The organism is Luteibacter sp. NPDC104163 (assembly GCF_055584245.1).
Window position 1 is genome coordinate 160,045 of sequence record NZ_JBVJMK010000002.1, and the last position, 18,310, is coordinate 178,354.

Annotated in this window: 16 protein-coding genes; 7 read left to right on the plus strand and 9 right to left on the minus strand. The window is 64.7% G+C overall.

Translation table 11 applies throughout. The features are described from left to right. Window positions 1–130: 130 nt before the first annotated feature. Genes ACZ6YI_RS03880 through ACZ6YI_RS03905 form a run of 6 tightly spaced genes read right to left on the minus strand, consistent with a single transcriptional unit; the run spans window position 131 to window position 4,132 of the window. On the minus strand, window positions 131–1,312 hold the full coding sequence (locus ACZ6YI_RS03880) for a serine hydrolase domain-containing protein (protein ID WP_465777501.1): 1,182 nt from the start codon (window positions 1,310–1,312) through the stop codon (window positions 131–133). 53 nt (window positions 1,313–1,365) lie between these two features. Further along, the gene (locus ACZ6YI_RS03885) at window positions 1,366–2,328 is read right to left on the minus strand and encodes a hypothetical protein (protein WP_440326790.1); all 963 of its coding nucleotides are present in this window, start codon (window positions 2,326–2,328) and stop codon (window positions 1,366–1,368) included. Then, window positions 2,325–3,182 (minus strand): ABC transporter ATP-binding protein, encoded by an 858-nt coding sequence (locus tag ACZ6YI_RS03890; RefSeq protein WP_440326792.1) that lies wholly within the window; start codon window positions 3,180–3,182, stop codon window positions 2,325–2,327. The genes ACZ6YI_RS03885 and ACZ6YI_RS03890 overlap by 4 nt, the downstream gene beginning before the upstream one ends. After that, the gene (locus tag ACZ6YI_RS03895) at window positions 3,179–3,553 is read right to left on the minus strand and encodes a GntR family transcriptional regulator (RefSeq protein ID WP_440326794.1); all 375 of its coding nucleotides are present in this window, start codon (window positions 3,551–3,553) and stop codon (window positions 3,179–3,181) included. The genes ACZ6YI_RS03890 and ACZ6YI_RS03895 overlap by 4 nt, the downstream gene beginning before the upstream one ends. A gap of 4 nt (window positions 3,554–3,557) precedes the next feature. After that, a complete protein-coding gene (locus ACZ6YI_RS03900) occupies window positions 3,558–3,893 on the minus strand; it encodes a hypothetical protein (RefSeq protein WP_465777502.1) in 336 nt (111 codons plus the stop codon). 44 nt (window positions 3,894–3,937) lie between these two features. Continuing rightward, window positions 3,938–4,132: a hypothetical protein gene (locus ACZ6YI_RS03905; RefSeq protein WP_440326798.1), complete on the minus strand. Its 195-nt coding sequence runs from the start codon at window positions 4,130–4,132 to the stop codon at window positions 3,938–3,940. Between the two features lie 410 nt (window positions 4,133–4,542). Between ACZ6YI_RS03905 and ACZ6YI_RS03910 the strand changes: the two genes are divergently transcribed. Continuing rightward, window positions 4,543–5,754 (plus strand): M35 family metallo-endopeptidase, encoded by a 1,212-nt coding sequence (locus tag ACZ6YI_RS03910; RefSeq protein ID WP_465777503.1) that lies wholly within the window; start codon window positions 4,543–4,545, stop codon window positions 5,752–5,754. 199 nt (window positions 5,755–5,953) lie between these two features. Here the strand turns inward: ACZ6YI_RS03910 and ACZ6YI_RS03915 are convergent, their stop codons facing one another. Then, window positions 5,954–8,221 (minus strand): TonB-dependent receptor, encoded by a 2,268-nt coding sequence (locus tag ACZ6YI_RS03915; RefSeq protein WP_440326800.1) that lies wholly within the window; start codon window positions 8,219–8,221, stop codon window positions 5,954–5,956. A gap of 311 nt (window positions 8,222–8,532) precedes the next feature. On the opposite strand from ACZ6YI_RS03915, the gene ACZ6YI_RS03920 reads away from it, so the two are divergent. Beyond that, window positions 8,533–9,972, plus strand: a complete 1,440-nt coding sequence (locus ACZ6YI_RS03920; protein ID WP_465777504.1) for a porin — start codon at window positions 8,533–8,535, stop codon at window positions 9,970–9,972. Between the two features lie 101 nt (window positions 9,973–10,073). Here ACZ6YI_RS03920 and ACZ6YI_RS03925 read toward each other — a convergent pair whose 3' ends face one another. Next, complete coding sequence (locus tag ACZ6YI_RS03925) at window positions 10,074–11,813, minus strand: M28 family metallopeptidase (protein ID WP_465777505.1); 1,740 nt, start codon at window positions 11,811–11,813, stop codon at window positions 10,074–10,076. Window positions 11,814–11,937: 124 nt separating this feature from the next. On the opposite strand from ACZ6YI_RS03925, the gene ACZ6YI_RS03930 reads away from it, so the two are divergent. From ACZ6YI_RS03930 to ACZ6YI_RS03940, 3 genes are all read left to right on the plus strand, one after another. Then, window positions 11,938–13,326: an Hsp70 family protein gene (locus tag ACZ6YI_RS03930; protein ID WP_465777506.1), complete on the plus strand. Its 1,389-nt coding sequence runs from the start codon at window positions 11,938–11,940 to the stop codon at window positions 13,324–13,326. Window positions 13,327–13,556: 230 nt separating this feature from the next. Further along, a complete protein-coding gene (locus ACZ6YI_RS03935) occupies window positions 13,557–14,531 on the plus strand; it encodes a helix-turn-helix domain-containing protein (protein ID WP_465777507.1) in 975 nt (324 codons plus the stop codon). Window positions 14,532–14,750: 219 nt separating this feature from the next. Continuing rightward, a complete protein-coding gene (locus tag ACZ6YI_RS03940; RefSeq protein ID WP_465777508.1) occupies window positions 14,751–15,695 on the plus strand; it encodes an LD-carboxypeptidase in 945 nt (314 codons plus the stop codon). 23 nt (window positions 15,696–15,718) lie between these two features. On the opposite strand, the gene ACZ6YI_RS03945 is transcribed toward ACZ6YI_RS03940, so the two are convergent. Continuing rightward, the gene (locus tag ACZ6YI_RS03945; protein ID WP_465777509.1) at window positions 15,719–16,051 is read right to left on the minus strand and encodes a hypothetical protein; all 333 of its coding nucleotides are present in this window, start codon (window positions 16,049–16,051) and stop codon (window positions 15,719–15,721) included. A 216-nt stretch (window positions 16,052–16,267) separates the two neighbouring features. Between ACZ6YI_RS03945 and ACZ6YI_RS03950 the strand changes: the two genes are divergently transcribed. Next, a complete protein-coding gene (locus ACZ6YI_RS03950; protein ID WP_465777510.1) occupies window positions 16,268–17,509 on the plus strand; it encodes a sensor histidine kinase in 1,242 nt (413 codons plus the stop codon). Next, window positions 17,502–18,269, plus strand: coding sequence for a LytR/AlgR family response regulator transcription factor (locus ACZ6YI_RS03955; protein WP_465777511.1), 768 nt, complete (start codon window positions 17,502–17,504; stop codon window positions 18,267–18,269). The genes ACZ6YI_RS03950 and ACZ6YI_RS03955 overlap by 8 nt, the downstream gene beginning before the upstream one ends. Window positions 18,270–18,310: the final 41 nt, after the last annotated feature.

Genomic DNA, 18,310 nt, shown 5'->3' on the forward strand with positions numbered 1-18,310 from the left:
CCTGGTCAGGGTCCCCCCGGACGGCGGCCTCCTGCCGCGACACGGCCGCCTCCTGACGGAACGGCGCGCTGCACGGTTGTACGAGACGTTGCGCACGCGCTGCAACTGGCCAAACGTTGTAGGTGGATCTCTACCGCGGGCACGCAGGATGCATATTCGGCACTACCGGCTGCCCCTTCAACCCAGGCTGGTCATACGGGATGTACCCCTCCCAATACCAAGGGAAACACGTCTTCCCCAGCGTCGCTTCCATCAACGCCGGGAAAATCGACTCGGCATGGCTCGAGTTGCTCATGATCAACACGCAGTCCTTCGACCGCTCCAGGCACACGAAGACGTTGTTGGTGCCGTCATCGTGGCCGCCTTTGAAAAACGCCGGGCCGCGCGGTGAATCGAACGTCCCCACGCCCATGGCGTAGCCCAGCGAAATCGAGTCGTTGTCGTTACTGTCCGGCGCGCCCATGGTGGGGAACTGCTGCACGGAATGGATCCGCACGACGGGTTTGAGCCACGTGGCGTAGGTGGCCTTCGACAGGCCATCGCCGCGGACCATGGCGGCGACCAGGTTGGCGTAATCGTGGATCGTCGTATCCATGGAGCCCGCCGCGCGCACCGATCCGCGCTGCTTGTGCCCGATGGCTTTCCCGTCCATGTCGTAGCCGATGGTGTTGTTCGCGGCGAAGTCGTCGCGCCAGGTCATGCTGGTACGGGTCATGCCGAACGGCTTGAACAGGCGATCCTGCATCAACTTGCCGACGTCGATGCCCTTGCCGTTCTCGATCACGAACTGCAGGAGGTTGATGCCTTCGCCGGAGTACCCGTACTTCGTGCCGGGCTCCTGGTAGAACTTCAGCGGCGCCTTGTCGTCGAAATCCTTGCCGGGCGGCCAGAAGCGGAAGTTGGGGAAGCCGGAGCGGTGGCTCAACAGCAGGTTGGGAGTGAGCTTCTTCCAACGCTCGTCGCCTTTCAGGTCCGCGTACTTGTCGTAGTCAGGCAGCGGCTTCGGCAGGTCGGTCGCGATGCTCGCGTCGAGATCGAGCTTCTTCTCGTCGACCAGGCCCATCAGCGCGTATGAGAAAGCTGCCTTGGTCAGCGAGGCCGCGTACATCACCGTATCGGTGGTGAGCGGCAGCTTCTTCTCCACATCGCGGTAGCCGTAGGCCTTCACCGAGACGACCTTGCCGTTGCGGATGACCGCGACGGCCAGGCCCGGTACATCGGCGGCTTTCATCAGGCCCGGCACCGGATCGTCGGCGGCGAGGGCGGGGAAGGCGGTGGCCATCGCGGCCGCAAGCAGCATCGAACGCAGCATCACACCTCTCCTTGTAGCGACGGCCTCCGAAGAGGCCGTCGCGTGGGGTTCGATCAGGAATCGTCGCGCCAGCGGCGGAACCATATCGCAGCGGCGATCATCGCCACACCTGCCACCGCACCAATCCAGGTCGAGGGGTTGGCCAGGGCGCTGTAGTGCCAAGCCAGGTCCAGGCTGTTCAGCATCGAGGCCGGATCGTCGTGGCCGTGCATGATGACCAGCTCGTTGTTCTGTCCGACCCAGCCACCCGGCACCAGGCTGCCCAGCAGGCGACCCACCACGTTCGACCAGAACCAGCTGCTACCCAGGTTGAACAGACCCATCAGGCCGAACCAGCTGACGATGATGCCGGCGCCGATCGGGAGGGCGATGGCCCAGAGGAACGGCTTGCTGCGAGCCCAGGCGGAGCAAAGCATCAGCCAGCCCAGCGTGGGGAGCGCCCAGATCGCATACAGCGGGAGCAGGGCGAGCAGCGTGAAGACCACGCGGAACGGGTGGGCTTCCATCAGCAGGCGCCAGGCCGGCACGCCGTGGAACGTCGCGAAGATGGAGACCACGATCATCAGGAGCAGGCCGGCGATGACACCGGTGACCACCGCGATGGCCGGGGCCACGACTACCGCGCTCGCCGCCTTGGACAGGACCGTGTTCGTATCCGACAGGGGCAGCGACTTCCAGAACAGGATGCTGCGATCGCGGCGGTCGTCGTACAGCGCGCCGAGGCAGTAGAAGAACACCACGATCGCCATGACGCCCAGGATCAGGAACGTGACGCCGTACAGGGTCATGTCGAGGACGGCCCCGGCCTGCACCAGGTTATCGGGCTTGAACGCGCCGTCGAAGTTCGTGTTGAAGTGGTTGTCCGTGCCCGCCCAGCGCTTGCCGAGGACCTCGGCAGTGATCAGCAGCATGACGTTGAGCACCAGGGCGATCAGGCCCGCCACGATGGGCGCGGTGACAAAGCCGCCCTTGTGCTCCCAGAACTCGCGCTTCACCAGCCAGTAGAAGCTTTTCATGCGTAGGTACCCTTCATGGTGGCGACGAACAGGTCGCCGATCGACGGGCGCCGCACCTCGCCCAGGCTTTCAAGCTGCGGGCGGCTGACGTTGTCGAACAGGAAAATGCTCTTGCCGAACACCTGGCGCTCATCCAGCGGCTTCAGTTCGCGGGCGGCGGCGGCCAGTTCGGCGCTCACCAGCACCTCGGCGAAGCGTTCACCCAGGCTATCCATGTCCGTATCGAGCACGATCTTGCCGTCGCGGATGAACATCAGGTCGGTGAGGATGTGCTCGATCTCTTCCACCTGGTGCGTCGTGACCAGGATGGTCTTCTCCTCGTCGAAGTAGTCCTCCAGCAGCGACTGGTAGAACTGCTTGCGATAGAGGATGTCCAGGCCGAGCGTGGGCTCATCCAGCACCAGCAGCTTCGCGTCGATCGACATCACCAGCGCGAGGTGCAGCTGCACGATCATGCCCTTCGAAAGCTGCTTCACCTTCTGCCCCGGCTGCAGCTTGGTGCGGGCCAGGAAGGCATCGCACTTGGCGCGGTCGAAGCGGGGGTGGGTGTTGGCGACGAAGTCCACCGCATCGCGCACCTTCAGCCAGCGTGGCAGCACCGCCACATCGGCGATGAAGCACACCTGCTCCATCAGCTTGTCGCGATCCTTGCGCGGGTCCAGGCCCAGCACGCTCAGGTGGCCATCGAAGGTGGTCAGGCCAAGGATCGCCTTGAGGGCGGTCGTCTTGCCGGCACCGTTGGGGCCGATCAGACCCACGATGCGGCCGGATTCGATCTGGAACGAGGCGCCATCCAGCGCCAGCTGGGTCTTGAAGCGCTTGGTCAGGCCATTGGCGGTGACGACCGCTGTCATGACGGATCCTCCGTGGAGCCGGGGGCTTCACGCATTAGGGTTTTCAGGTCGAGGCCCATGCGCTGCAGGCGGGCATACAGGGCCGGCCACTCTTCGCGCAAAAAGCGCTCCCTTTCACTCTTGAGCAGCGCGTCGCGCGCTCCATCGATCACGAACATGCCAAGACCCCTCCGTTTCTCAACCAGTTGTTCGTCGACCAGCTCCTGGTACGCCTTGGATACGGTCAGCGGATTGATCTGGAAATCCCCCGCGACCTGGCGGACCGACGGCAGCGGGTCGCCTTCGTTCAAGGCGCCGTCCAGGATCATCGCCACCACGCGTTCGCGGAGCTGGCGGTAAATCGGGACGCTGTCGTTCCAGGTGATGGACATGTAGTTAATCCTTGGCCGTGTGGCTCAATGCATTGCCAAACGAATAGTAAGGCATGGCCAGCTGCGCGCTGATAAGGGCGGCGGCCCGATCTTCGGCGCTACGGCGCAGCGCGGCAGCGGCGGAATCAAGGGTGGCTTCGCTCAGGAGGGCGGCCTCGCGCACATCGGCGTCGGTGGGCCGCACCTCGAGGGCGGGGAGATCAACGACGGCAACGCCGTTGATGTAGTGCGGTGCGGCGAGCATCGCGGCAGCGCGGTCATCGAAGGAGCGCAGGGCGAACACGCTGGTGCCGGCGATCAGGAAAGAAGCGGTCAGGGCGATGAGGTTCGGCGCTTTCATGGGAATACTCCAACTCCGATGAGGTGCTGCGTACTGCTGTGGGGTTACAGGGAAGCCAGGCTGTTGTCGGCGTCGGCGTAGACGACGATCGGGGCCAGGTTGGTGACGTGCGCGCCGTTGATCTCACTGAGCGGTGCGACGGCGAACGAGGTGCTGTGGAAGCCAACCAGGGTGGCAACCGCGATGGCGAACGAGGCGGCGATGGCGGCGTAGTTCAGGCTGTTGGTCGTGGTTTTCATGGTGCTCTCTCCTGTAGTGGTCTGGGTGACCGGTGTTGTAGTGAACTATAACACCTAATCAGAAGCCGTCAAGCGGAATCTCTCGGATTTCCATATGACTTATGGCCTATGCCGGGTCGGCGGCTGTGCTGGTGCGCTAGCGGACCGGGCACCACATCGGATGCACCAAGCCTCGAAATGGTTGCAAACCCACATTGCCGCAACCTTGCCGCCCAGCCCGCAAGCCGAACTGTGGGAGCGCGCTTGCGCGCGATGCTTCTTAGTCAGGGGTACCGAGACGGTAGTCCGGCGGTGCGCAAATTTGATTCGTATCAGGATGCGCCGACAACGTGTAGGCCTGCCCTGACATACACAGAAATTGATCCCCGGTAACGTTCGCGTCCCCAATGACGGGTTACGAAGGAAGATTGGTGAGAAAAATCGTTAAAGGCGCTGTAGCGACGTTCGCGTTGGTCACGGCAAGTCAGGGCATGGCGAGGGGACACATCTCGGCAAAGCTCGAACACTCGCTCGCTGGTTCGGAAACTGCGTTGCTGCTGACCGTAGCGAATGATGGTGACGCTCCGATCGCGATGCTCAAGGAGCAGATTCCACTCGTGCTGATCAATGGCAGGAATTTGCCGAGCAATCTTTTCGATGTCCGCGACGCAGATTCGATCTCTGATCGTCCTGTGGAATACACGGGCTTCCTCATTCATCAGAAGACGTTTGAGGACGACGCGTTTAGAGTGCTCGCGCCGGGTGAGCGGATCCAGGTCAACTACGATCCCGCGAATGACTTCCGACTGGAGGCGTCGCACACGTATCACATCAAGTACGTCGCTTCCGGCGCGGTTCATCCGACGGACACTCTAGGCCGGGCAAAAGTATCGGCGCTTCCGATTGGCGAGCAGGAGTTGGTCGAGAGCAATGTGATCGAACTCACGACGTCTGCTGGCTTTGAGTTGCCGCGCACATTTCAGGTGCATCTACCTTCAAGGCCTGGCTTCGATGACGAGGCTGGTGAACCAGAGATGCTCTTCACTGCCTTGCTCGCCGCAGCTAACATGACGGCCATTGCGAGGCAGGAATATGTAGCTGGCGAACCTCCACTGTTCTTCCGGCCGAATACCTACTCTGTCAACGGTGGCAACTACTCGTGGTGGTTCGGCACCTACAATAGCGTCGACGAGAATTCCCTTGGCGGGATGGTGAGGGCTCTCCGGAGCCGCCTCGAAATGCAGTTCCACGGAACCAATCCAATCAGGCCGGTCGTCTTCGTAAACGGGCGGTCCACGGCCGTTTGCGGGAATCCCGCAACGGCTGCGGTCGCCCATACCGAGTCGGTTGCGACGAATGGCACGTACGAGATCGTGATCTGCCCCGAGAATTTCTTCACCCTCCCGGTGTATCCGGACGGCGTTCGTCCCGCTTCGCAAGGAGGAACCCTCGTTCATGAAATATCTCACTTTGCTGACTTGCCGACTGACGCAGGCGGGTGGCTCGGTCAGACGTTTGATTTGCCGCCGATAACGAACTACACGCGGCAGGGTGCTCACAACCTTGCCGGCCAGAATCGACCTGATGCGATGAGGAATGCATCAAACTTCGAATTCTATGTAGAGAACAAGCCGGCGCACTGAAGCGGCCCCAACGACCTGGCCGCTCCCGATTCCAGCGGGCGACCAGCACGAGGCGGCGCAAGCCGCTCAGTACATGCATTCGCGACAGCGAATGAACCTTTGGAAGGACGCGACGCAGCAGGCGACGTTGCAGTCCTTCAGGAGAAAAAAAGGCCGCGATCACTCGCGGCCTTTTTCGTCAAGCGGATGAGCTGGCTGCTTACAGCTCAGCGCGGAACTCAACACCAATGATCCGCGGGTCGTTCACGAACGCGGTGCGGTTGTTGAAGTCGATGCCGCCCGTGATCACCTTCTTGTTCGTGATGTTGCGGCCGTACAGGGCCACCTCACGCTTGCCGAAGTCCCAGTTGTAGCCCACGCGCAGGCCGCCTTCCAGGAACGGCTTGCTCTTGAACTCTTCCGAGTCGTAGAGGAAGAAGTTCACTTCGCTGCGGTAGTTCCAGTCGGTGTAGACGAAGAACTCGCCGCTCTCGCCGTACGGGATGCCGTAGCGCGCCGTCCAGGTACCGATCCACTTCGGCGCGTTCGGCAGCACGTTGCCGTTGATCAGCGCGTTGCCATCGGCATTCAGCGGATCGATCACGGTGCAGCCGCCGCCGCACGGAGCCACCGCCAGGTTGCGGTCCTTCAGCTCGGTGTGGTTGTAGCTGCCGCCGGCGGTCATGTAGAAGTTCGGGGTCAGGTAGGCCTCGAGGTCGAACTCGCCGCCGTAGCCTTCCGTCTTCTTCGCATTGATCAGCTGCGTGACGTTGGTCGCACCACCCACCGCGGTCAGCTGCTGGTTGTGCATGTTGTACTTGTAGACGTCCGCGTTGAAACGGATCTTGTTGTCATCCGAGGTCGACTTGTAGCCGATCTCGTACGACGTGATCGTTTCCGGCTTCGCCGTGGAGATGCTGTTGGCGAAGTTGATGCGGCCCTGCACGCTGGGCGCGCGGAAGCCGTTGGCGATGCGGGCGTAGACGTTCGAGTTCTTCGACATCTGCCACGTACCCGTCAGGTCGCCGCTCCAGCGCGAGTCGGTCGGGTCGGAGGTGAGCGGGCCCACCGGGCCGGTGAAGCCGAGGAAGCGCTCCGCCTTGAAGTCACGCTTGTCGTGCGACCAGCGGGCGCCAGCGCGGACGTCGAACGTATCGGTCACGTTGTAGTCGGCCGAACCGAACAGCGCGTACGCCTTCGTGCGCTGGCTCTGGTCCACCCAGCCGTTGAGCACGTGGTTGTTGAGCGTGTCGTACGAGAAGTTGGTGATCGCGATGTCTTCGTCGAAGTAGTACGTACCGACCTGCCACTTCAGGCGCTCCGACGTGTCGTTCGACAGGCGGAATTCCTGGGTGATCTGGCGGTCCTTCGGCAGCGCGTCCGCGGTTTCCGAATAGAACGGGGTGGTGCGGTTCGTGTAGCTCGGCTTGGCCGGCGTCTCGGAGGCATCGTAGCCACCGTCCACGTCGCCGAGGCTGTACGTGGTGGCGCGCTCGAGGCCGGTGATCGAGGTGAAGTTGAGATCGCCGAAGTGCCAGTTCAGGTGCAGGTTGCTGCCCCAGGTGAACAGGTGCTGCTTGTTGTTGCCATCCTGCGAGACCGAATCACGATCGAAGCCCGGCACGAACTGGTTGCCGCCAAGGGTGATCGAATCGGCGCGGTTGACCATGGCGCTGCCATCGAGCCAGCGCGCGTGCACGTTGATCAGTGCATCGAAGGCATCGGTGGCCTTGTACAGGGCCTGCAGGCGCACGGCACGGTCGTTGTAACCGCCCAGGTCGTCCTTCTTGCCCTTGTAGTCGTTGTCGATCCAGCCATCGCGGTGCTGGGCGAGGGCGGACACGCGGCCCGACCAGTTGCTGGCCAGCTTGCCGCCGATCGCGGCTTCCGCGTTGGCGGTGCCGTACGAGCCGTAGGAAACGCGGGCATAGCCTTCGGTCTCCTGGGTCGGCTTGCGCGATTCGAACTTGATGACGCCCGCCGGCGAGTTACGGCCGAACAGCGTGCCCTGCGGGCCGCGCAGCACTTCCACCTGCTCGAGGTCGAACAGCGGGAAGCCCTTCAGGATCGGGTTTTCCTGGACGATGTCGTCGTAGACCATCGAAACCGGCTGCGACGCATTGAGGTCGAAGTCGCTGTTGCCGAGGCCGCGGATATAGAAGCGCGGGAACTCACGGCCGTACGAGGTCTCGGCGTAGACGCTGGGTGCGCGCGAGGCGAGCTGGAGCACGCCATCGCCGGCCTGGCCGAACGATTCGAGCTTCTCGGCCGTCACGACGGTCATCGAGATGGGCACCTTCTGCAGGTCTTCCGTGCGCTTTTCAGCGGTGACGGTGACGGTCTCGAGCGTTGCCGTCTTGGTCTTGGAAGGGGCCTGGGTGGCCTGCGCATCATCCTGGGCGAACGCGGAACCCGTCGCGAGGACGGTGGCGATGCTCAAGGCAATGGCGAGGCGACGCGGCATGCGGCGCGTGCGTGCATGGGACATGGTGATGTTTTCCGCCTGGTGGGGGTACTGGGATGGAAACCGAACCTCGCCAACGTACGAACCGACGTACGGTGCCAAAACCCCTGGCGAGGGCCGAGCTTCGCAAATTATCCCCCGTGACGTGGTCATGACGGAAGTGTTGCTTTTGCGTAACACGCTATTTCCTGCCCGGAATTTTTCCGATGTAACGGAAGTGACATAGGCGCTGTTTAAGGTGCCGCTCAGTTCGGCTCTCGAACACGATGCCGACAGAAGACGTCGGTTTCGCCGACGTTTGAGTATTTTCTCAAACCTTTCGGAGCTGCACTCCTATGAAGAAATTCCCCCTCGCCGCCGCTTTCTGGACGATGTGTGGCACGGCGGCCGCCGAGGGCTCCCCGCAGGCAGCGATCGAGCTCTACGTGGATACCAACACCCGGCAGATCTTTGCGGAGCCCGGTCCGGGGCGGCAGCGCCTTGGCAAGTTCGTGCAGGCCTCGGATGAAGCGCCGCCGGTCGCCGGCGCGGCGGTGGCGGCCCCCAGGGCTTCGAGCGCCTCCACCACGGCCGCGGCGCCCGTCGCCGCGGGTGCAACCGCGGCATCGGCCGCGCCTGCCGCCGCCGCGAAGTCGTCGGCCAAGGCGTGGTACGACAAGATCGGCATCCGCGGCTATGTGCAGATGCGCTACAACCAGGGCCTGGACGATGGCGCGAAAGACCTGAAATCGCCGGGTGACCGCTTCATCGGCCGCGACCAGGGCTTCGGGATCCGCCGCGCCCGCGTCGTGATCAGCGGCGATGTCTCCGACAAGATGTCGATCTACATCCAGCCGGATTTCGCCAGCACGCCGTCGGGCTCATCGACCACGAACTTCGCCCAGCTCCGCGACGCTTACGCCGACCTGTGGCTCAACAAGGAAAAGACCTGGCGCATCCGCGCGGGCCAGTCGAAGGTGCCGTATGGCTGGGAAGACCTGCAGTCAAGCCAGAATCGCATCGCGCTGGATCGTGCCGACGCGCTGAACTCCGGCGTGCGCGACGAGCGCGACCTGGGCGTGTTTGCCTACTGGTCGCCGACCGAGGTGAAGGAGCGCTTCAGCTACCTGCAGAAGTCCGGCCTGAAGGGCTCGGGTGATTACGGCATGTTCGGTATCGGCGTGTACAACGGGCAGGGCGCGAACCGGCCGGACCGCAACGACCAGCTGCACACCGTCGTGCACTTCTCGTACCCGTTCAAGCTGGCGAACGGGCAGTACCTCGAAGTCGGCGCCGACGCCTATACGGGTCGTTACGTGGTATCGACGGGCTCGGCCACCATCAACGGCGCCACGTTCACTCCGCGGGTGGATGCGCCGGAGGAGGGCTCGGTCGACCGCCGCGTCGCCGCGCATGTCGTGTACTACCCGCAGCCGTTCGGCTTCCAGGCCGAGTGGACTGTCGGCAAAGGCCCTGAGCTCGACGTCGCGCGCCGCGTGATCCGGACGAAGTCACTCCGCGGCGGCTACGCGCAGCTCATGTACAAGTTCGATGGCGAGTACGGCTCGATGATCCCGTACGCGAAGTGGCAGACCTACCGCGGTGCGGCGAAGTTCGATACGAATGCGCCGAAGATGAACGTGGACGAGCTCGAGGCCGGCGTGGAATGGCAGCCGAGCAGCGCGATCGAGCTGGCCGTCGCCTTCGCCAACATGCGCCGCACCGATGTGAGCGCGGCGCCGTACCCGATGGTCAACGGCAAGCTGGTGCGCGTGCAGCTGCAGGTGAATTACTAATCGCCCCAAAACCGTAGCAGCGTTGTGGGAGCGCGCTTGCGCGCGATGGGTGCTCGCGTCAAGACCCATCGCGCGCAAGCGCGCTCCCACGGAGGGTGGAATTACTTCTTCTTCGACGCCAGGGACTTCTCGCGGGCCGCCTTGAACTCGCTGCCGTCCTTCCAGGTGGGCCATTCATCGCTGTTGGCGAGTTTGTCGCCCACCTTGTAGTACGCCATCACGTTCTGCATCACGCCGGTGAAGTCCCAGCGCATGTCATAGACGTCGGTGGGCTGGTGGTAGCGGTTCTTGTTGTAGTCGTCGGCAGCGGCCTGGCCGGCGGCCTTGCCGCCGTTGACCATGTCGATGCCGCCGCCCGCGGCCAGCGCAGGGACGCCGGCCTTCGCGAAGTTGAAGTGATCCGAACGGAAGTAGTGGCCCTTCTCGGGCGAGGCATCGCCGGCGACCACGCGGTTGTCGGCTTTCAGCACCTCGGCCAGTGTGTCTTCCAGCGTGCCCTGGCCGAGGCCGGTCACGATCATGTCCTTCGTCGGCCCGCCGATCGCGAGTGCATCCATGTTGATGTCGGCGACGGTCTTGTTGAGCGGGAAGGGCGGATGCGCCACGTAGTAGGCTGAACCCAGCAGGCCGGATTCCTCCATGGTCACGGCGGCGAACACCACGGACCGCTTCGGCTTTTCCTGGCCGAACTTCGCGGCGATCTCGAGCATGGCGGCAATGCCGGTGCCGTTGTCGATGGCGCCGTTGTAGATCGCGTGGCCCTTGAGCGCCGGGTCATGACCCAGGTGATCCCAGTGGGCGGTATAGACCACGGCCTCGTCGGGCTTTTCGCTGCCCTTCACCATGCCGATCACATTGTTGCTGAGCGAATGCGTGATGTTGCTGTGGAGCTGGATGTTGGCCTTCGCATCGAGCGGCACGGCCTTGAAGCCGCGGACGTCGGCCTGCTTCGCCAGGTCGTCGAAGTTCTTGCCGGCTTTCGCGAACAGCCGCTGTGCCGCTTCATGCGTGAGCCAGCCGGCGACCGGGACCCGGGGCGCCGGGCTTTCGCTTTCCGGCAGGTCGAGCCGCGGCGTCGTCCAGCCGCTCTGCACCACGTTCCAGCCGTACGCGGCCGGTTCGGTCTGGTGGACGATGAAGACCGCGGCGGCGCCTTTGCGGGCGGCTTCCTCGAACTTGTACGTCCAGCGGCCGTAGTAGGTCATCTCGCGGCCCTTGAACAGCTTCGGATCGTTGCCATTCCAGCCCGGGTCGTTGACCAGCACGATCAGTGTCTTGCCCTTGACGTCCACGCCGTCGAAGTCGTTCCACTGCGCTTCCGGGGCATCGACGCCGTAGCCGGCGAACACGATGTCGGAATCCTTCAGGTCCACGTCGGACTTGGCCTGGAGGGTGCCGACGACCATGTCCTTGCCGAACGCGAAGGACTCCGTGCCGCCGCCTTCGCTGACGTCGAGTTTCAGGCTGTCCTGGCCGGTCAGCTCGGTGGAAACCGCGGGCACCGTCTGCACCCATTCACCCTTGTTGCCGGGTTCGAGGCCAGCCGCCTTGAACGCCGCGATGATGTAGTTCGTCGTCAGGCGCTCGCCCAGGGTGCCCGGCTTGCGGCCGTCGTACTCGTCCGAGGAGATCACCCGCAGGTGCGCTGCGAAATCGGCGGCGGTGATATCCGGCGTGAAATCGTGATGCTCGTTGGCCACGGCCGGCAGCGGCGGTGGCGGGGAGGTCGACGGTTTCGCAGGCGCCGTGCTGGCGGCGGCCGGGGCGGTCTTGTCCTGGTCGTGGTTCTGGCAGGCCGCCAGGGCAAGGGCTGACAGGCAGGCGAGGGCGATTCGGCGCATAGGTCGGGGATTCCCTTGGGCGTCTGTGGCTCGGACCCCGAGTGTAGCGGCAACCGTCCCGCTGTCGCCTGATACCGGAGCCAGTCATAATGGACGGTTTTCCCGGTCTGGAATGAGCCTTCCCATGCGCATCGGCATCGACTTCGGTACCAGCTACTCCGCCGCCGCCGCCGTGGTGGACGGGCAGTTGCAGCTCGTCCGCTTTGGCGACGAGCGCCAGTTCCGTACCGCGGTGTTCTTCCCCGAGGTGGTCCCCGACTTCGACGATTTCGTGCTGACCCCGACGCTCGAAGCCCAGGTCGATACGATCATCCGCGCCACCCGGGCCGATGAGCGCCGCACCGGTCGGACCCCGCGTTCCGAAGGCGAAGTGCGCCGCGATGCCATCCGCGTCGTGCGCCGCCAGTGGATGGAGGAGCGGATCCGCGAAGCCTCGTCCTCCTCGGTGGCCAGTTTCCAGGACGCGCTGTTTGGCGAGGAGGCCGTGGAGGCCTACCTGGAAGAGGGCACGGGCAACCTGATCGAATCGCCGAAATCCATGTTCGGCTACAAGCTCGATCCACGCGTGCGCAAGACCATTGTCAGTATCGCGGCGCATATCCTCGAGCACGTCCGTCTGACCGCGACGCGCCAGTTCGGCACGCCGGTTCGTGAGGCGGTGATCGGGCGGCCGGTTGAATTCCGTAGCTCCATGGGCCCCGCCGGCGGTGAGCAGGCGCTGGGGATCCTGCGCGAGGCCGCGGGTGTCGCCGGCTTCGACAGCGTGTCCTTCCTTGAGGAGCCGGCAGCGGCCGCCATGCACTACCACCTGTCGCTGGCCGATCGGCAGCGCGCGCTGATCGTGGATATCGGCGGCGGCACCACGGACGTCGCCTACGCGGAGCTCGGCGCGGGTGCCGCACCGGTCATGCACCGAAGCTGGGGCCTGCCCCGCGGCGGCACCGACCTGGACGTGGGCATGAGCCTGCACAGCCTGATGCCGCTGTTCGGCAGGGACGATTCCGGGGTGCCGATCCACCATTTCGTCGAGGCCGCCAGCGTGCACAACCTCCCGAAGCAGCGTGAGTTCCGCAAGCAGGACTACCGCCGGGTGGACGAGCCGTATGCCTCGCGCCTGCGCGCGTTGCAGGGCACGGGCGCAACGACGCGGCTGAACCAGCAGGCCGAGCGCATGAAGATCGAGCTTTCCGGCGCCGAACTGGCCACCGCGGAACTCGACTTCATCGAGCCCGGCCTTGCCCAGCAGGCGGCGAGCGGCGATTTCCAGGTGGCTTCCGAGGACTTCCTCGACCGCATGGCGCGGTTGCTCGCCGAGGCCCACGGCGACATGGCTGACTCGCCCGCAAGCATTTTTCTCACCGGGGGCACCTCACGTTCACCGCAGGTGCGCGACCGTGTCGCTGCCAGCTTCCCCGGGATCCCGGTTGTCCACGGCGACCCGTCGCTCGGTGTGGTCTCCGGACTGGCCCAGGCGGCACTTTTGCCAGATTCATCAAATGTTTCCGGCGGCTGATAAGCGAATTCGGCAGATTCACAAATCACTGGCATTTCCTCCCTTACACGGTTAGTTATAGCGTCGGGGCCGCTTCAAGCGGGGGCCACGAGGCCAAGGAAGTAACGTGCAGGCGCCGGGCCTGCCTGGATCAACGCGGGGGTGCGTATGGGACAGTGGAGTGGATCTATCGGAGGCGGTGGCATGAGGGGTGCCATTCACATCAATCACGCACCGCAGGAGGGGCTGGCATGACGCGGCCAATCGACGTGCAAGGTCTCGAGGACTTCGACCTCGTGACGCTGGGTGCCGCGATGGGCGTCTGCGAAGTGGACCTGCTCACGCTCAGCCCCGCGCGACCTCGGGCCGCCATTGCATCGCGCATGCATGACGGCGTGACGTACTTCTCCGCCCACCTCGATTTCGATGTCCGCGGGTCGCTTACCGTCCCGGACGATTCGTGCATGCTCATTTACATGCATGAAGCGGGCGAACGCAGCTGGTGCCAGGGCGTGGGTATCGAATCGGAAATGGCCGTCACGCTGCTGCGAGGCACACCGACCGATTTCATGTTCGAGCGCGGCACGCGCTTCACGATGGTGGTGGCGCCCTACGCGCGCTTCCGCTCGCGCTTCATGGCATCCGACCACGCCGACGTGGATATGGCGGCACAGCGCCTGCGCCTGTTCGCCGTGAACTCCGAACCGCTCAAGCGCGCATGGCGGCAGATCCGCGACCGCGTCCGCGATGGAGAGGATGACGGCTTCGCGCCGGTCGAGGACCTGCTCGACGAACACATCCGCGTGGCCTTGTCCTCATCCTCCGAAGACCGGCCGGTGGCGTCGCGTGGCCGCCGCGCGCATTACCAGGTGATGCGCCGTGCCGAGCGATTCATGCGGGCGAACCTGCGCCGCGACATCTACTCGCAGGAGCTCTGCCAGGCCGCGGGTGCCAGTGAGCGCGGACTTCGTTACGCATTCGACGACCTGCTTGGCATCCCGCCCAACCGCTACCTCGCGATGCTTCGCCTGTGCACGGCGCACCGCAGCCTGGTCACCGCGGAAGCGGGGCGGCGCTCGGTCAAGTCCGTCGCGCTCAGCTGCGGCATGTGGGACCTCTCCCGCTTTGCTGAGAAATATCGCAGCGTCTTCGGCGAACAGCCGCGCGAGACCCTGACCCGCAGCGTGCCCGATGATCTCGTCATCGAGGAAATGGACGATCTGTGACGCCAGGCACGCCGCCTTGCCGGATCGGCGCAGCGGCGTGCCGTCATTGAATAACGGGGTACATGTCTCCGCCTTCTAATGGCGCCATGGGTGTACGACCGTGCACGGCAAGGGGCGAATGTGAAGCCGGTGACGACGAAGCAGGACAGAGAGGCCAACTTCAGGTTGCCTTTCTCCGGGCGTAGCGGTATTGGTATTGCAAGTCCAAACTTGCATCACATGCCGAAACGACTTGATATCCGGCTTCTCGCCCCGTCCGGCTACGCGGAAGATCGCGCCGCCTGCCAACGCGCCATTGAACGACTACAGGCCGCCGGGCATACCGTGCTTGGCAGCGGGGTAGTCGACCGCGTCGCCCTGCGCTTCGCCGGCAGCGATGCGGAGCGCGCCGCCGACATCAACCGGCTGGCCGACCCCGATCACCCGCTACCCGACGTGGCCATGGCCATCTGCGGTGGCTACGGCGCGATCGCCTTGCTGGATCGCCTTGACTATGACGGGCTGCGCGCGCGCTTCGCCGAGGGGCGTTGCGTGCTCGTCGGCCACGGCGATTTCACCGTGATCCAGTGCGCCATGCTGGCGCGCTGTGGCGTGGGCAGCCTGCACGGGCCCATGCTCGTGCAGGATTTCGGCGGCGGCTACCTGCGCGAGAGCACCTGGCGCCAGTTCTGGCAGACGGTGCAGGGCCCCTTGCTGGAAGTAGGCTGGTCGTGCTGTGAAGGCGCGTCACCGCTGCGGATCGAAGGGACCCTGTGGGGCGGCAACCTTTCCGCGTTGTGCAGCCTGGTCGGCACGCCCTTCATGCCCGTCGTGGAGGGCGGCATCCTCTACCTCGAGGAAACGGGTGAGCAGGCTTATCGCATCGAGCGGATGCTCTACGAACTGCTGCTAAGTGGTGTGCTGAAGACCCAGCGCGCAATCCTGCTGGGCGGGCTCGGTGGCCAGCGCGTCAGTGAATACGACAATGGCTACGATATCGACCACGCGCTCGAACGCTTCGGCGAAGCCTGTGGGCTACCGATGCTTCGTGGCCTTGCGTTCGGCCATGGGCCGGAAAAGTGGACCCTGCCGTTCGGCGCACACGGCGTGCTAGAGCTGCGCAACGGCTCCGCCACGCTAAACGCGCGCGGCTATCGCCACGTCATGGCCACCGCCGGCGCCTGAGCGGCCGGCGGCGGCCCCGGCGGTCAGGCCGTGACCTGCGTGGCGCCGATGACGCCGATGAAGACGATGGAGAGCACCCAGAAACGTGCCGGATCGCGCCACACGCAGACGCCGAGGCAGACGACCCCGAGCATGCATGAGACGATGCCCGCGGCCGTGACACCCAGTGCGGCAAGCGAAGGATCGCCGCCCGACGCGATAAGCATCGGCCGGAAGATCGCGTACCAGGCGAGGATGAGGCAGGCACCGCCGACGATGCCAAGTAGCCAGTTGGAAGGATGGTTCTTCGGAAGAAGCTGGACGCCAAGATAGATGGCAAGAACGACGACAGCGAAAACGATGAGCAGCAAAGCCATGCATTAACCCCTCGGTCGTGGCTCGCGGTCCCCACCGCTGAAGCCATTTCCCGAGCATGGACCATGCGCTAGCTCAGGTCATGCTGCGCCGCGCCACCCGCTTCACGCCGTGATCGGGGGTGGATTCATCGGCGCCCAGGGCGTTTCGTCGGATAACCGCCGCCGACCGCGGTGCGGCGAAGTATCCTCGCCGCCATGTTCAATGGAGTGCAACGCATGGCAAGCATCCGTTTCCTCGCCCGCCTGATCGCCGCCTGGGTGGCCGCGCTCTGCGTGCTGCTCGTCTGCTGGCAGACCCTCGGTACCGAGCGCGAGTTTCCGACGATCTTCACGCTGATCTGGTTCGTCGGCCTGTTGCTGGCGCTGGGCCGGGGCGTGAGCCATCTCTACCGGGTGCGCACCATCGCGGGCCGGATCGATCCGGAGACCGTCGCCAACCGCCAGCGCCGTCGGGTGGAAGTGCCGTACGGCGCGGACGAAACGCTGGATATCGTGGAGGCGGTGGTACGTGGGCTGCCGGACATACAGGATGTCACCGCCGCGCGTGGCGGACTGCAGGTGCGCGGCACCATACGCCATGCCGTGGTCGAGCCCGCGCCGGTGCCGCTGCGCAAGCGCCGCCCGCATGATCCGTTCCAGCGGAATACGCGGATCAACGCGTCGGTGGTTCCGGGTGAGGGTGCCTGTACCGTGCTTTTCGTATGCGAGCCGGATAGCGGTGCATGGACCGACTGGTTCAACCCCGACGGCGGCGTTTCGCTCGAGTACGCGGAAACACTGGTGCGTGCACTCACCCAGCGCATCAACGAGCGCCGCAACCGCGAGCGTGCCGATGCCCGGCAGACATCGATGGAGAAGGAGCTCACCGCCGCGCAGCTGAATCTCCTGCAGGCGCAGGTGGAGCCGCATTTCCTCTACAACACGCTGGCCAGTGCCCAGGAACTGGTGCGCACGGACCCCGCCCGCGCCGACAAGATGCTCGGCCACCTCATCGACTACCTGCGCCGCTCGCTGCCACGCACGGATGGCTCGCTGTCGACGGTGGGGCAAGAGCTGGAACGCTCCACGGCATGGCTTGAAATCATGCAGCTGCGCATGGGCAACCGCCTGGCCGTGCATGTCGATGTCCCCGAATCGTGCCTCGCCTATGCCATGCCCTCGATGATGCTCCAGACCCTGGTCGAAAACGCCATCAAGCACGGTCTGGAGCCCAAGCCGGGCGGCGGTGGCGTATGGATCCGTGCGGCGTGCGACCCGACGGGTCTCTCGCTCACCGTGGCCGACGATGGCATGGGCCTGCGCATGGATGGCAGCGGTACGGGCATAGGCCTTAAGAACCTGCGCGAGCGGCTCCGCCTGACCTATGCCAACGCCGCGTCGTTCACGATCGGCAACAACTTCCCGAGCGGCGTGGCGGCCACGATCACGCTGCCGGTCACGGAGGCCGCACGTGCCTAAGTGCATTCTCGCCGAAGATGAAAAGCTGCTCTCGGCAGCGCTGCAGCGCGAGCTCGCGAAGGCGTGGCCAGAGCTCGAGGTGGTCGCCGTGGCGGAGGATGGCGGCGCCGCGCTCGAGGCCATCGTGGAGCACAAACCCGATGTCGCCTTCCTCGATATCCGCATGCCCGGGCTCACCGGCATGGAGGTCGCGGCCGCGGCGGCCGATGCCAGCCCGCGGACTCTCGTGGTGTTCATCACCGCGTATGACCAGTACGCGGTGGATGCCTTTGAGCGCGGTGCGGTGGACTACCTGCTGAAGCCGGTGTCGGCCGATCGCCTCGCACAGACCGTCGCGAGGCTGCGCGCCCGGCTTGCCGATGTGGAAAAGCATGCGAGCCGGGCAGGGCGCCTGGCGAAGGACATGCGTGACCAGTTCGAGAACACGCCCGACGAGCCGCTGACGTGGATTACGGCGAGCACCGGCAAGGCGACGCGGCTGATCCTCGTGGAGGACGTGATCTATTTCCGCGCCGACAACAAGTACACGCTGGTGGCGACCGCCGAAGGCGATGCGCTGCTGAGCCGGCCGATCCGCGAGCTGCTGGAGCAGCTCGACCCGCGCACATTCCGGCAGATCCACCGGTCGACCATCGTCAACCTCCGCCAGGTCGCCTCGGTCGAGCGCGATGACGGTGGACGCGGCTGCCTGCGCCTGCGCGGCCGGCCGGAAGCCCTCACCGTGAGCCAGCCGTTCATGGCGATCTTCCGCGCCATGTGAGCCTGCCAGCCGGCGCCACGATGGGCGCCGGCTGGAAGCCG